Origin of the sequence: Vibrio azureus (genome assembly GCF_002849855.1) — a bacterium.
In the GTDB taxonomy this organism is placed as follows: Bacteria; Pseudomonadota; Gammaproteobacteria; order Enterobacterales; family Vibrionaceae; genus Vibrio; species Vibrio azureus.
On sequence record NZ_CP018616.1, the window covers coordinates 2286513 to 2301972 of the forward strand.

Annotated in this window: 13 protein-coding genes; 2 read left to right on the top strand and 11 right to left on the bottom strand. The window is 44.0% G+C overall.

Translation table 11 applies throughout. The features are described 5' to 3' along the window. Position 1: 1 nt before the first annotated feature. From bamA to rpsB, 9 genes are all read right to left on the bottom strand, one after another. Positions 2 to 2416, bottom strand: coding sequence for an outer membrane protein assembly factor BamA (gene bamA, locus BS333_RS10395; RefSeq protein ID WP_021709604.1), 2415 nt, complete (start codon positions 2414 to 2416; stop codon positions 2 to 4). A 43-nt stretch (positions 2417 to 2459) separates the two neighbouring features. Then, positions 2460 to 3818 (bottom strand): sigma E protease regulator RseP, encoded by a 1359-nt coding sequence (rseP, locus tag BS333_RS10400; RefSeq protein ID WP_021709605.1) that lies wholly within the window; start codon positions 3816 to 3818, stop codon positions 2460 to 2462. Then, positions 3818 to 5023, bottom strand: a complete 1206-nt coding sequence (gene ispC, locus BS333_RS10405) for a 1-deoxy-D-xylulose-5-phosphate reductoisomerase (protein ID WP_021709606.1) — start codon at positions 5021 to 5023, stop codon at positions 3818 to 3820. The genes rseP and ispC overlap by 1 nt, the downstream gene beginning before the upstream one ends. A gap of 49 nt (positions 5024 to 5072) precedes the next feature. After that, complete coding sequence (locus tag BS333_RS10410; RefSeq protein WP_021709607.1) at positions 5073 to 5915, bottom strand: phosphatidate cytidylyltransferase; 843 nt, start codon at positions 5913 to 5915, stop codon at positions 5073 to 5075. A 12-nt stretch (positions 5916 to 5927) separates the two neighbouring features. Further along, a complete protein-coding gene (locus BS333_RS10415; RefSeq protein WP_021709608.1) occupies positions 5928 to 6683 on the bottom strand; it encodes an isoprenyl transferase in 756 nt (251 codons plus the stop codon). A gap of 93 nt (positions 6684 to 6776) precedes the next feature. After that, positions 6777 to 7334, bottom strand: a complete 558-nt coding sequence (gene frr / locus BS333_RS10420; protein ID WP_021709609.1) for a ribosome recycling factor — start codon at positions 7332 to 7334, stop codon at positions 6777 to 6779. A gap of 98 nt (positions 7335 to 7432) precedes the next feature. Next, positions 7433 to 8164, bottom strand: coding sequence for a UMP kinase (pyrH, locus tag BS333_RS10425; protein WP_012128697.1), 732 nt, complete (start codon positions 8162 to 8164; stop codon positions 7433 to 7435). Positions 8165 to 8314: 150 nt separating this feature from the next. After that, positions 8315 to 9157 (bottom strand): translation elongation factor Ts, encoded by an 843-nt coding sequence (tsf, locus tag BS333_RS10430; protein WP_021709610.1) that lies wholly within the window; start codon positions 9155 to 9157, stop codon positions 8315 to 8317. Between the two features lie 130 nt (positions 9158 to 9287). Beyond that, positions 9288 to 10016 carry a 30S ribosomal protein S2 gene (rpsB, locus tag BS333_RS10435; protein WP_033003687.1) on the bottom strand — a complete coding sequence of 243 codons (729 nt, stop codon included), beginning with the start codon at positions 10014 to 10016 and terminating at the stop codon, positions 9288 to 9290. 660 nt (positions 10017 to 10676) lie between these two features. Here rpsB and map point away from each other — a divergent pair. Further along, positions 10677 to 11555: a type I methionyl aminopeptidase gene (gene map, locus BS333_RS10440; protein WP_021708252.1), complete on the top strand. Its 879-nt coding sequence runs from the start codon at positions 10677 to 10679 to the stop codon at positions 11553 to 11555. A gap of 99 nt (positions 11556 to 11654) precedes the next feature. Then, a complete protein-coding gene (glnD, locus tag BS333_RS10445; RefSeq protein ID WP_021708251.1) occupies positions 11655 to 14270 on the top strand; it encodes a bifunctional uridylyltransferase/uridylyl-removing protein GlnD in 2616 nt (871 codons plus the stop codon). 66 nt (positions 14271 to 14336) lie between these two features. On the opposite strand, the gene truC is transcribed toward glnD, so the two are convergent. After that, positions 14337 to 15116 carry a tRNA pseudouridine(65) synthase TruC gene (truC, locus tag BS333_RS10450; RefSeq protein WP_021708250.1) on the bottom strand — a complete coding sequence of 260 codons (780 nt, stop codon included), beginning with the start codon at positions 15114 to 15116 and terminating at the stop codon, positions 14337 to 14339. A gap of 10 nt (positions 15117 to 15126) precedes the next feature. Beyond that, complete coding sequence (locus BS333_RS10455) at positions 15127 to 15441, bottom strand: YqcC family protein (RefSeq protein ID WP_021708249.1); 315 nt, start codon at positions 15439 to 15441, stop codon at positions 15127 to 15129. Positions 15442 to 15460: the final 19 nt, after the last annotated feature.

Sequence of the window (15460 nt, forward strand, 5' to 3'; positions counted from 1 at the left end):
CTTAGAAGGTTCTACCAATAGTAAATGTGAAGAACTCTTCATCATCACCATCGTATTTCTTAATCGGTTTCGCTAGCGAGAAGACTAGTGGCCCCATTGGAGATATCCATTGTAACGCTACACCATAAGATGAGCGGTAATTGGTTGGATCTGAGTAATCGTAGTAATACTGTTTACCAAAATCAGCACCTGCGCTGTTGTAGTCAAACTCAGTATCCCAAACACTTGCCATATCGTAGAATACACTGGTACGAAGTTGACTGCGTGTTTCTTCAGACACGAATGGAAGCGGTACAATCAGTTCCATACTTGCCAATGCCATTGCGTTTCCGCCAACAGAATCATCGGTCGCACTAAATGTACCATTGTTGGTATTAACGTTATTACGATAAACCGCTTTCGGGCCTGCTGAGTTGGAACCGAAGCCTCGTAATGTGCTAAAGCCACCAGCATAGAAGTTTTCATAGAATGGGAACAAGTTATCGTGCCCATTCGTTTCTCCATAGCCGTTACCATATCCTAAACGACCACGTAATAGGAGTGTAAATTCGTGCTTCTCAGTCAGAGGTATATACTGACGTACATCATACTGCATTTTAAAGTATTGTACATCAGAGCCAGGAACCGTCATTTTGTATGACGCATTTTGCAGGTTACCAGCGGTCGGGAAATAGCCTCGGTTTAGGTTATTGCGCGTCCAAGCGAGATTGATATCAAAGTCATTGACGTTAAACGAGCCATCTGAATCTCGTTTGTCTTCATAAGCTTCAAGGAACTTTTCTATCTGCATGTAAGGTGACAGATTACCAATCTTGTTATGGGTATAACCGATACCAAACTCAAGACGATTTAATTCGTTAACAGGGAAACCCCAGGTCAAGCTAGTGCCGTAACTTTGGTTGGTGTAATCGACGATACCGGCTTCTGAAGCCTCGAATTCATCGTAGAATATCTTACCACCTAAACTTACACCGTCTAAGGTGAAATAAGGATCACGGTAATCTAGACTCAGGTTTTTCTGGTAGTCGTTCATCATGGCATTAATGCCAACGCGGTTACCCGTTCCTGCAAAGTTATCTTGTTGAAGGCCAACTTGGAAACTCACGCCGGATTCGGTTCCGTAGCCAACAGCAAAGTTGACACTACCAGAGTTCGCTTCTTTGACCACGTAAACAAGATCCACTTGATCGTCTGTACCTGGTACACGAACAGTCTGTACTTCAACACTTTCGAAGTAACCAAGGCGGTTAAGGCGAGTCTTACCCATTTCAATTGATTTAGAGTTTAACCAACTGCCTTCCATTTGGCGCATTTCACGACGAAGTACTTCATCTTTAGTGGCATTGTTACCGGTAAAGCGAATATCGCGTACGTAAATACGGTTACCCGGGTCGACATTAACAAGCAATGAAACTTGTTTTTCTTCGTCATCGAATTCAGGAATGGTATTCACTTGAGGGTAAGCATAGCCTGATTCACCAAGAACACGTTTAATCCCTTCTTCAAGTGAAGTAACCTGGGAACCGTTATAAACCTCATTAGCAGCAAACGGTATCATTTCCTCAAAGACGGCATCTTGACCGTTTAAATCACCGCGGAATTTTACGTCTTTTACTGTGTAGATATCCCCTTCATCCAAGCCAAGCGTGATATACACACCCTTCTTATCAGGAGAGATCGCCACTTGAGTAGAGTCGACATTAAATTTTAAATAGCCGCGATCAAGGTAGTACGAGCGTAATGCTTCAATATCACCAGCAAGAACTTGCTTCTGGTATTTTTCATCGGCTAGAAAGTTCCACCATGGTACGTCTACGTTTAGGTTAAAACGTGAAAGAAGCTGATCATCAGAAAAGACTTCATTACCAATAAAGTTTATCTGCTGAATTTTGGCAGATACCCCTTCGGTAAAGACAAACTTTAGGTCAGAGCGGTTTCGTGGCAAAGGAGTCACAACCGCTTTTACTGTCGCGTTATACTTACCAACGCTGTAGTAAAAGTCTTCCAAACCTTTTTCGATGTTGCTGAGTGTCGTTCGATCAAGAGCTTCACCTTCACGGATGCCCGAAGCATTTAGGTTCTCTTGCAGTTGTTCATCTTTAATTGCTTTGTTGCCTGAGAACGAAACGCTAGCAATGGTAGGACGCTCTTTAACTTGAACGACTAACACATCGCCATCACGCAATACTTTCACATCATCAAAATTACCCGATGCGTATAAAGCACGTATAATCTCAGCCACATCGCCTTGATCAACAGTATCACCAATACGAACGGGCATTTTCAGCAACGCAGCACCAAGTGCCACTCGTTGCAATCCATCGATTTCAATATCTTCAACTACGAAGTTCTCTGCTCCGCTTGCAGATACACTGGTTGCCAGTAAACTTGCAAACAAAATTCGCTTAATCGCCATACTTGTTCTAATTATTCCTTGCTACTACTGTGTCTCTGAACTATCACAGACGAGTAAAATCATTAAATAGCGCTAACGCCATGAGCGAGAAGATAATAGCACCACCAACTCGGAATCCCATTTCCTGTACTTTTTCTGGAACGGGACGTCGAATAACCGCTTCTATTGCAAAGAACAGAAGATGTCCACCATCTAGCATAGGTAAAGGAACGAGATTAATAATACCTAAGTTAACACTGATCAGGGCCAGAAAACCTAAAAAATAGACCAAACCATAATCTGCGGTCGCTCCAGCGCCTTTCGCAATCGATATTGGCCCACTTAGGTTATTCAAACCTACATCACCGACAATCAGCTTTTTCAGCATACTGATTGTCAAACCTATCACTTGGCCTGTTTTATCAATGGCCTTACCAATGGATTCAAATACACCAAACTGCAACTCAAAACGATACTGCTCAGGCCATTCAGCCACTTCAGGCGCAATACCGGCAAAGCCAATAACTTGCTTATCTGCAAGTTCACGACTGTCCGGAGTTAGGCTCAACAGTTGTTGGTTGCCTTGACGTTCGATTGTCAGTTCAATGGGTTTCATTGGATGAGAACGAATTGCCTCTACCACATCATTCCAATGGGAAATGCTAACGCCATTAATTTTTAGCAGTTTATCTCCTGCTTGAAGACCAGCCTTGTCCCCTGCACCACCCTGGGTGACATTCGCCAATTCGGTATAAACTTCAGGAGTATAGGGCTTAAAACCTAAAGACTGCATTGTTGATTGTGTTTCTGGATCAAATTTCCAGTCACGAATATCAAGCGTTTTTGTCACATCTGAGCCGACTTCATCTTTAGAAGACAGCGTCACCGTCATCGAGTCATCACCAATGTGAGACACGAAGCCCATGTTAACCGATTCCCAATCTGGAGTTTTGATACCTGAGATTGACTTTAGTTCCATTCCAGACTCAATTCCTGCCTGAGCAACAATTGAGTTTGGTGTTACCTCACCGATAACAGGTTTAACTGCGGGTACCCCGATCAGAAAAACCAACCAATAAGCAAAAATAGCAAACAAAAAGTTAAAGATAGGACCAGCAGCAACGATCGCCGTTCGCTTCCAAAGCGGTTTTTGGTCGAAAGCAAGATGACGTTCATTTTCTGGCACCTCATCGACTCGGCTATCGACCATCTTTACATAACCCCCAAGCGGGATCATCGATAGACTGTACTCTGTACCGTCTTTACCTACTTTGCTCCAAATTGACTTACCAAAGCCGATAGAAAATTTTTCAACTTTCACTCCACAGCGACGAGCAACCCAAAAGTGGCCAAACTCATGCACAGCGACCAAGATGCCAAGAGCAACGATAAAAGAAGCCAAATTCCACAAAATACTCGACATTATTTACGCTCTCGCAAAAATTCTAAAGCAATCATTCGCGACATTCTATCCAGCTCTATCAAGCTTTCCAAGCTATTCGTTTTCTTTGTGTTATGGCTTGCAGTAATTTTGTTCAAAACAGCCTCATTGACCTGAGCAATATCTGTAAAGCCAATACGTTGATTCAGAAATGCATCAACAGCGACTTCATTAGCAGCATTTAACGCTGTCGTTGCATGCTGACCTTCATAACATGCATCCATGGCCAGTTGCAGGCATGGGTAACGCGCAAAATCAGGTTGTAAAAAAGTAAGCTCGCCAACTTGAGTAAAGTCGAGAGGCTTGACTCCAGCATTGATGCGTTCAGGGTAAGACATCGTAAGAGCAATCGGCGTGGCCATGTCTTGCTCACCCATTTGAGCCAGTACAGAACCATCACGATATTGCACCATTGAATGAATCACAGATTGAGGATGAATGACCACTTTCAATTGCTCACGGGTCGCATTAAAGAGCCATTTCGCTTCTATGTACTCTAAGCCTTTGTTCATCATGGTTGCAGAATCAACCGAGATTTTTGGCCCCATCGACCAGTTAGGATGAGCAATCGCTTGAGCGGGCGTCACACTACTCAACTGACTGATGTCAGTATATCTAAACGGTCCACCAGAGCCAGTAAGTAAGATCTGAGAAATACCGTAATCATCTAAATGACATCGCCCCAGCGTGGTCTGAGCTTGCTCGGGCAAGCATTGGAAAATCGCATTATGCTCACTGTCGACAGGTAAAAGCTCTGCTCCACTCTCTTCTATCGCATCAATAAACAGCTGTCCGGACATCACAAGCGCTTCTTTGTTAGCTAACAAAATACGCTTTCCGGCTTTAACTGCGGCCATCGTTGGGAGCAATCCTGCAGCACCGACTATTGCTGCCATAACGCTATCGACTTCTTCCAATGAAGCGACATGGCAAAGCGCTTCAACCCCGCCTAATACTTCTGTAGTGGGCGATAAAGTCGCGAGTTCTGCTTTGAGTGCCAACGCCGCATCTTTATCTGCCATTACCGCATATTTAGGCTGCCACTGACGACAAAGTATTGCCATTTTTTCAACATTGGTACTCGCTGCCAAAGCCAAAATAGAAAAGCGTTCTGGATTTTGTTCAACCACTTTAAGTGTGCTTGCACCAATTGATCCTGTCGCACCAAGAATCGTTAATTTTTGCATGTATCAAACCGTGAGAAAAGCTCGGGAGCGATTTGCCGCTCCCGCTAAATTAAAGTACGTAATAAAGGAATGCAAATACTGGGAATGCCGCTGTTAGACTATCGATTCGGTCAAGAATTCCACCGTGGCCAGGAATAATATTGCTGCTGTCTTTTATACCGGATACTCGCTTGAACATACTTTCAGCTAAATCACCAAGAACAGAGATCACCACGGTCACAGAGGTAATAACGATCATATTCACTGTACTACTAAAGTGAATATTGAACCAATCTGCAAAGAAATAACCAACCAAAAGTGCCGCGATCAAGCCACCAATTAAGCCTTCAATTGTCTTATTTGGGCTAACCTTGGGAGCCATCTTATGCTTACCTAGGCTTTTACCAGCAAAGTAAGCACCGCTGTCTGCAGCCCATACCAAGAAGCAAACATATAGAACAAGTTTTGCGCCGTGGTATGGATCTACTGTGATATCAGTCGCTCGAAGAAAAATAACAGCCCATAAAAAAGGTAATAAGGTCAAAAAACCAAACATGTGTCGCAACAGGTTATTATTTTGCCAACAACAAGTGGATTTAGGATACGTCACAACCAATCCACTCGCGATGATCCACCACATAGAGCCAAACGCTAATATTGCATAATGGGAGGTAGAGAATTGATTGAGGCTCTCAGGATCTGATGGAATAACAAAAAAGCTCAAGCCGGTTATGATTAACGCTGGAATGAGCGCAAGCAGACGGGAGCGATTATGCGTAAATTGAGTCCACTCCCAAAAACCTAATAGGGTAATCGCAGTCAGTGCGATAATGAAGCCAATCAAAGGCAGTTGAAAAATACCTAAGATGACTAAAGGCGCTAAAATTAGCGCTGTAATTATTCTTTGTTTCAAACTAAATGGTCCTTATTGAGCAGCCATAAATGCTTTTACTTGCTCACCTGTACAGCCAAAACGGCGCTCTCGGTTGATAAACCATGTAACAGCTTCAACTAAACTGTCTTCGTCAAAGTCCGGCCAGTATTCTGAAGTAAAGTACATTTCAGCATACGCCATTTGCCAAAGCATAAAATTGCTAATGCGACACTCACCACTGGTGCGAATCAGTAGATCAACTTCTGGCAAATCCGCCATCGTTAAATTCTGAGTGATCAGTTCTTCATTAATATCTTTTGGGCTAATTTCACCACTTTGCACTTTTACTGCCAGTGCCTTGGTTGCCTGTGTGATATCCCACTTACCGCCATAGTTAGCAGCAACATTAATCACCATTCCGGTGTTGTTTGCTGTTAGTGCTTCGGCTTCCGCAATTTTACGTTGAAGTCGATCACTGAATCGGCTGATATCACCGATCACCCGTAGTTGTAGGTTGTTTTTATGTAACTTCTTCACTTCACTCGATAACACAGCGATGAAGAGTTCCATGAGTAGGCCGACTTCTTCTTCTGGGCGACGCCAATTTTCACTGCTAAATGCGAATAACGTCATCGCCTTAATACCAAGTTTAGACGCAGTTGAAACAGTTTTACGAACCGCATTGACACCTTTTTTATGACCGAAGACACGTGGCTTCCCTTTGGATTTAGCCCAGCGCCCGTTACCGTCCATAATAATGGCAATGTGTTGAGGAAGAGAGTCAGAGACGACTTGAGAATTTTGCATAAGAGTTAATCGAGTTCCATCAATTGGACAGAATAACAAAAAAAACGCTGCACTGTCAGTACAGCGTTTTCCAATAGTGATGTGGGTGAAGTATTAAACTTCCATCAACTCTTTTTCTTTCGCAGCAAGTACTTCATCGATCTTTTTAACTGCTAGGTCTGTCAGCTTTTGGATCTCATCTTGCGCTTTGCGATCTTCGTCTTCAGAAATCTCTTTTTCTTTCAAAAGACCTTTAAGATCATTGTTAGCATCACGGCGAATGTTACGCACTGCAACACGACCACCTTCAGCTTCACCACGTACAATCTTAACAAGATCTTTACGACGCTCTTCTGTTAACGGTGGAAGTGGAACGCGAATGATAGTACCCGCAGACATTGGGTTTAGGCCAAGGTCAGACATCATGATCGCTTTTTCAACTTTTTGAGTCAGCTCTTTGTCGAACACTGTGATTGCTAGAGTACGTGCGTCTTCCGCAACTACGTTAGCAATTTGATTTAAAGGCGTTGATGCACCGTAGTATTCTACTGAAATGCCAGATAATAGGCTTGGGTGAGCACGGCCAGTACGAACTTTAGAAAGGTTGTTTTTTAGCGCTTCAACGCTTTTATCCATGCGCTCTTGCGCGTCTTGTTTGATTTCGTTAATCACAGTTTCACCTTAAAAATGTCATCTTTCTCGAAGAAAGCTTAAAAGGGTTGAGTCGAGCGAAACGCCACCTAATCTGTCGCTCTAGGTGGCATCTTGAATTATGCGTCAGCGTTGATCAGCGTTCCTTCCGCTTCACCCATAACCACACGACGTAGTGCGCCTGGTTTGTTCATGTTAAATACACGGATTGGCATTTTATGATCACGAGCAAGAGTGAATGCTGCCAAATCCATTACTTTCAACTCTTTATCCAGTACTTCTGTATAAGAAAGCTTATCATACAGTTCTGCGTCTGGGTTTGCTACCGGGTCAGCGGTAAATACACCATCAACTTTTGTCGCTTTTAGAACTACATCAGCTTCAATTTCAATACCACGTAAGCATGCCGCTGAATCTGTAGTGAAGAATGGGTTACCTGTACCTGCAGAGAAGATTACAACACGGCCTTGGCGAAGTTCACGGATAGCATCAGCCCAGTTGTAGTCATCACACACACCTTTTAGAGGAATGGCAGACATTACACGAGCGTTTACATACGCACGATGAAGTGCATCACGCATTGCTAGGCCGTTCATTACTGTTGCTAACATGCCCATATGGTCACCGACTACGCGATTCATGCCCGCTTCAGCCAAACCAGCACCACGGAACAGGTTACCACCACCAATCACGACACCAACTTGAACACCCAGCTCTACCAGCTCTTTTACTTCTTGAGCCATACGGTCAAGAACCGCAGGGTCAATACCAAAACCTTCTTCACCTTGAAGAGCTTCACCACTCAGTTTTAATAGAATACGTTGATACGCAGGTTTAGGGTTCGTAGTCATGGAGTTTACCTTCCAAAAGAGAGTTGTTGATTAACAGTCATAAATGAGCACAGTAATTTATGGTCATTGATCACGGCTAATTTTTGTCGCCCTTGTCGTAAAAAGACCGCAGCCATGGCTACGGTCTAATTTTTGCGCAATCGCTAGGAATTAACCTTTTTGAGCAAGTGCAACTTCTTCAGCGAAGCTCATTTCCGCTGCTTTCTCGATACCTTCACCTACTTCTAGGCGAACGAAAGTCTCAACAGAAGCACCTTTCTCTTTTAGCATTTCGCCAACAGATTTCTTAGGTTCCATGATGAAAGCTTGACCAGTTAGAGAGATTTCGCCAGTGAATTTCTTCATGCGGCCGATAACCATCTTTTCAGCGATCTCTTGTGGCTTACCTTCGTTCATAGCGATTTCAACTTGAACTTCTTTTTCTTTTGCTACTACGTCAGCTGGTACGTCTTCTGGGTTAACGAACTCAGGCTTAGAAGCAGCAACGTGCATAGCAACGTGCTTAAGTGTTTCAGCATCGCCTTCACCAGCAACAACAACACCAATTTTCTCACCGTGACGGTAAGAAGCCATTGCAGTACCATTTACGTATGCAACACGACGGATGTTGATGTTTTCGCCGATTTTAGCAACTAGAGCTACACGCTCTTCTTCGAACTTAGCAACAAGTTCTTCTACAGAAGCTTTAGTCGCTAGAGCGTCAAGTGCTACTTTTTCTGCAAATGCAGTGAAGTTGCCGTCTTTAGCAACGAAGTCAGTTTGGCAGTTAACTTCAAGAAGAACAGCTTCGCCGTTTTCTTCTTTGATGATGATTGCGCCTTCAGCTGCAACGTTACCAGCTTTCTTAGCTGCTTTCGCTGCGCCAGATTTACGCATGTTTTCAATTGCTAGTTCGATGTCAGCGTTTGCTTCTACAAGCGCTTTCTTACATTCCATCATGCCAGCGCCAGTGCGCTCGCGAAGTTCTTTAACTAGAGCAGCAGTAACAGCCATTCTCTATTCCTCGTTTGATTCGAATAAGGTAAAAAACAGGGGCCTACATTGTCGGCCCCCATTGCTAACTATAACTCAGTCTATGCTAAAACAAGCGTTCACATAGACTAAGTGTGACACAGAGCCGTGATTATTCAGCTTCTACGAAACCGTCTTTTTCAGCAACTACTGCAACGTCTTTGTTGCGACCTTCAGTTACTGCTGATGCAGCAGCATTTAGGTATAGTTGAACTGCACGGATTGCATCATCGTTACCTGGGATGATGTAGTCTACGCCGTCTGGGTTAGAGTTAGTATCTACCACTGCGTATACTGGGATACCTAGGTTGTTAGCTTCTTTAATTGCAATGTGCTCGTGATCAGCGTCGATTACGAATAGAGCGTCAGGAAGACCACCCATATTTTTGATACCACCAAGAGACTTCTCTAGCTTCTCCATTTCACGAGTACGCATTAGAGCTTCTTTCTTAGTTAGTTTTTCGAAAGTGCCGTCTTGTGCTTGTGCTTCGAAATCTTTTAGACGCTTGATAGATTGACGAACTGTTTTGTAGTTCGTTAGCATACCACCCAACCAACGGTTGTTTACGTAGTATTGGTTGCTTGCAATTGCAGCTTCTTTAACAGCTTCAGATGCAGCGCGCTTAGTACCTACAAAAAGAACTTTACCTTTCTTCTCGCCAACTTTAGCTAGTTCAGCTAGAGCGTCGTTGAACATTGGTACTGTTTTTTCTAGGTTAATGATATGAACGCGGTTACGAGCACCAAAGATGAATGGCTTCATTTTTGGGTTCCAGTAACGAGTTTGGTGACCGAAGTGAACACCAGCTTTTAGCATATCGCGCATTGATACAGTTGCCATTTTAAAATCCTCTATGGGGTTAGGCCTCCACATTCCCCATACCTCCGACTAAGCTTCTGCTCAGCACCCCGGAACATGTGACGGAATGTGTGTGATTTAAAGATAAAAGTTTATCGGAGATAAGCCTGCCTCGTTACATTTTTAACAAAAGCAAAGAGAACAGTCCTCTACTCCGGCGCGCTTTATAACATAATTCAGCCTAGATTGGCTAGTAAAAATTATCTATACCCAAGTAACCTCAAGATGCATGTTCAGCGAGATGACCTTAACCCTCAGGCGCGGCAACGATTCGAAGATATAGTCGTTCTACATTGAGAATCGTTAACAAAGTCTGAGAGTTAAGGTCGCTCGCCCTTTGGGAGCGTGTCACTGAGCCGACTTCTTGCGTCAGACAACTTGGAAAGAGCCTGCTATTCCGCTTCGTTGTCTTCCTTGAATTCGACTCAGTGACCTCGCTCTGAATCAAGCATCTTGAGGTCACTTGGGTATATCATAATCCCTCTAAAGACGTCACAAAGCACCATACTCTGATTAAAATCTCATAAATGAGAGCTCTTTAAATACAATTCATCACCTTAACTGGCTGGGTTAAGGGCTGGATGTCTGATAGAATGAAAACATTCGCACATTTGCGAGACTACGAATAAATAGAGAAAGCCAATGTCAATCAAGATTAAAACTGCTGAAGAAATCGAACGCATGCGTATTGCGGGCAAGTTAGCCGCATCCGTACTAGAAATGATCGAACCACACATCAAAGCTGGGGTTACAACAGATGAGCTCAACCAAATCTGTCACGATTACGCTCTAGAAAAAGGCGCTTACTCTGCACCGCTTGATTACCATGGGTTTCCTAAATCAATCTGTACATCGATCAACCACATCGTTTGCCACGGCATTCCTGCAGCACAAGATGAGATCGGTGCAAATGGTCAAATGAAACCAGCGGTTCTTAAAGATGGCGATATCATCAACGTAGATATCACTGTGATTATCCCTAACGATGAAAATGCGGACCTAAGTGTTCGTCCACAAGGCTACCACGGCGATACCTCAAAAATGTTCTTAGTCGGTGATGTTTCTCCTGCCAATAAACGCCTATGCATGGTCGCTCAAGAGTCATTGTACATCGGTATGCGTCAAGTGAAGCCTGGGGCAACAGTAGGTGACATTGGTACTGCGATCGAAAAGTACATTAAAGAAAATAACAAGAACAACCCACGTAATAAGTTTTCAATCGTGAAAGACTTCTGCGGACATGGTATCGGCGATGAGTTCCACGAGGAACCTCAAGTGGTTCACTACAAGAACAAAGACCGTCGCGTACTAAAAGAAGGAATGTGTTTCACCATAGAGCCAATGATCAACGCGGGTAAATTTGGTTGTTCGATCGACGCAGAAGATGATTGGACTGTTTACACTGGTGATGGCAAAAACTCGGCACAGTGGGAACATACAATTGTTGTGACGAAAGAAGGCTGTGAAGTACTCACACTCCGTAGCGATGATACGGTTCCACGCTTGATGAAAAACATTTAATCATCCAACTTTTCCCTATCCCCGCCAATGCGGGGATATTTTTTATCAGCGCAAAGTTTGTTAGATTGGCTAATCTAACTTGTCGCATGGATCGCCCAAATGCCCTTTCAGTCGCCTACTACTTTTACCGATCAACAACTCAACATTGACGAGCTCAAACAAGCGCTCGAAGAGTTCCGTTTATCTCAAAAGCAAGATTTTTTAAATCACCACCCTGTCAGTAACCTCGTCTTATCACGCTCTGATTATATGGACTTACTGCTCGCTCGACTGTGGCAGTATTTTGGCTTTGACGAGCTCCCCAACATCTCCTTGGTCGCCGTTGGAGGTTATGGTAGACGCGAATTACATCCTTTATCCGATATTGATATCCTCATCTTGTGTAATCAAACATTACCCAATGCTATCGAAGCTAAGATCAGTGGATTCATTACCTTACTTTGGGATCTACGACTTGAGGTTGGCCATGCTGTTCGGAGCGTTGAACAATGTGCTGATATCGGCCGGGCTGATTTAACGGTAGCCACTAATTTACAAGAAGCACGATTGTTATGTGGTTGTGAAGGCACCTATCAATCTTTACAAAGCATCGTCTTATCCGAATCGTTCTGGCCCAGTGAAACTTTCTACCGGGCCAAAATACAAGAACAACGTGAACGCCATTCTCGTTATCATGATACAACCTACAACCTTGAGCCAGACATCAAATCAACACCGGGAGGATTGAGAGACATCCACACCTTAAGTTGGGTTGCTAGACGTCATTTTGGTGCCACCTCTTTACTAGAAATGAGCCGACATGGCTTTTTAACGGATGCCGAATACCGTGAACTGGTCGAGTGTCAGGATTTTCTATGGCGAGTACGCTTTGCTCTGCATATTGAGCTACGCCGCTATGACAATCGCTTGACGTTTGCTCATCAAGCCCAAGTGGCTGAGCATCTTGGCTATATCGGTGAAGGAAACCGAGGTGTCGAGATGATGATGAAAGAGTTCTATCGCACACTCCGCCGAGTTGCAGAACTGAACAAAATGCTGCTCAAGTTATTTGATCAAGCCATTATTAATGGTGGTGCAACTCAAGAAGCGAAAGTCATCAGCCAAGACTTTCAGCGCCGAGGCCATTTGATCGAAGCTCGCAAGCCTGCGCTATTTCAAGCTCGCCCAGAAACCATCCTAGATATGTTTCTACACATTGCTAATGATTCGACGATTGAAGGAGTCAGCCCTGCAACACTTCGGCAACTTCGTACAGCACGCCGACGGCTAAACAAATTTCTTCACACCATCCCACAAGCGCGTGACAAATTCATGGCACTATGTCGGCATCCAAATGCACTGCATAAAGCATTTGGGTTAATGCACAAGTTGGGGGTACTTGCCGCCTATTTACCGCAATGGAGCCAAATTGTAGGTCAAATGCAATTCGACCTATTCCACGTTTATACCGTCGATGAACATAGCGTTCGTTTACTGAAGCACATCAATACATTCAGCAACCCAGATAATCATGATAAGCACCCTATATGCTGTGAAGTGTATCCAAGAATTCAAAAAAAAGAACTGCTGATCCTTGCCGCTATTTTCCATGATATTGGCAAAGGACGTGGAGGCGATCACTCTATTATTGGTGCAGAAGAAGCTTACGAATTTTGCATTGAACATGGTCTATCTAAACCAGAAGCAAAGTTGGTCAGTTGGCTGGTCAGACACCACTTGCTCATGTCAGTCACCGCTCAACGGCGTGATATTTATGATCCTGACGTCATTACTGAGTTTGCTAAAAAAGTACGCGATGAGGAGTCTCTTGAGTTCCTCGTCTGTTTGACCGTCGCTGACATCTGTGCGACAAACCCTGAATTGTGGAACAGTTGGAAACGCACGCTGCTTGCTGAGCTCTTTTATTCGACTCAACGAGCCCTGCGGCGTGGTTTAGAGAACCCAGTCGACGTACGTGATCGCATTCGCCACAACCAACAAATGGCCTCTGCGCTCCTTCGTAAACAGGGGTTTACTTCTCGTGAAATAGAGGTCTTGTGGCAACGCTTTAAAGCCGACTATTTCTTGCGACATACCCATAAGCAGATCGCTTGGCATGCAGCCAATATCCTCAAGATGAGCGACCTGACCCAGCCTCTGATCTTGATCAGCAAAAAGGCAACAAGAGGAGGTACGGAAGTCTTTGTTTACTGTAAAGATCAACCCGCTCTATTTGCAAAAGTCGTAGGTGAACTGGATCGACGTAATCTTAATGTTCATGATGCCCAGATCATGACCAGCAAAGATGGTTATGCCCTAGATACCTTCATGATCCTTGACCAACACGGCAAAGCTCTCGTACAAAATCGCCACAAAGCCATTAGGAAGCATTTAGTTCAAGTCCTTGATGAGAAACATCAGACTCAACTCAAACCACGCCGGACTCCACATAAGTTACAACATTTTAAAGTCAAAACATCGGTTGATTTCCTCCCAACGAAAAGTAAAAAGCGCACACTTATGGAGCTCGTCGCACTCGATACTCCAGGACTCTTAGCGAATATTGCGCATACTTTTGCCAGCTTGGGGGTTAATCTACATGCAGCAAAAATCACCACCATCGGTGAAAGAGCAGAGGATTTATTCATTCTTACGAGTGAGGCCGGAGGAAGACTGAGTGAAGAACAACAAGAGGAATTAAGAACAAAGATCATAGAGAAGCTGCGAATACCCTAACAAGGGGCCACAAACTCTACTCTAATCGAAGGGGCGGAATGTTTCGCCCCTTGATCGGTTTCACCACTAAGAACATTCCGTCTTAGTACTCAGTAACGTCGTGTCCCAACCAAAACGGGTAAACAACTGTTGCCAAGTATCATCGATTGGCGCTCGGATGATCACTTCTTTGCCTGTCAGCGGATGAACAAAACTAAGTTCCGAAGCGTGTAACAATAAACGACGTGAATCAAACTTCTCACGATAGAGCTTATTGTGCTTTCCATCCCCGTGTGTGGTATCACCAACAATAGGATGACGAAGATGTGCCATATGTCGACGTAATTGATGCTTACGACCTGTTTGAGGTTGCATTTCCATCAAACAATAACGTGTGGTTGGGAACTTACCCGTAGAATAAGGCACTTCTACTTTGGCGAGTGGCTTATAGGCCGTTACTGCTTGTTGGGCTTCTTTCTCTTGAGTCGCGAATTTATCAGCAATTTTATCCAGCTCAACTTTGAGTGCGTAATCCAACACCCCTTCTTGTTCTATCCAGCCGCGAACTATTGCGTGATAGGTTTTTTGCATCTCATGTTCCGCAAACATAGGCATCACCTTAGCAGCAACTTCACTCGATAAAGCAAACACCAAGACACCAGAAGTTGGGCGATCTAAACGATGTAACGGAAAGACATGTTGACCAATTTGGTCACGCAACGTTTGCATCACAAACTGGGTTTCATGTTTATCTAACCAACTGCGATGAACTAACATCCCCGCAGGTTTATTGACGGCAACCAAATAAGCATCTTGATAAACAATATCTAACTCTACTGGGGCTGGGCTCGTTTCTGTTTCTAACATTAAATTAAAATCACTTACATAGTTGATCAATAGCACGAATCGTCATCAGTAACTCAGCGTAATGAGTTTCCTGCTTCCACGCTTCTGAAAAATAGGGCTCTAACAAAAAGCCTTTAGGCAAAGGTTGTTTTTCCTCGACCAAGCTTCGCATTTTTGCGATAAAAATCCACTGTAACCACTCATGTGGATGCAGGGTATCAATAGCAAAAGGCTCCACGCTCAACAGCGCCTGCTGTTCGGGCTCATTGGTCTGCCAAAGTTGTTGCTGATGCAGTTGCTTTTCGAGTTGGTCCAATAAACGGCCTAACTGGATGTTTGTTTCCATTAATTCCACCTCAAACCTT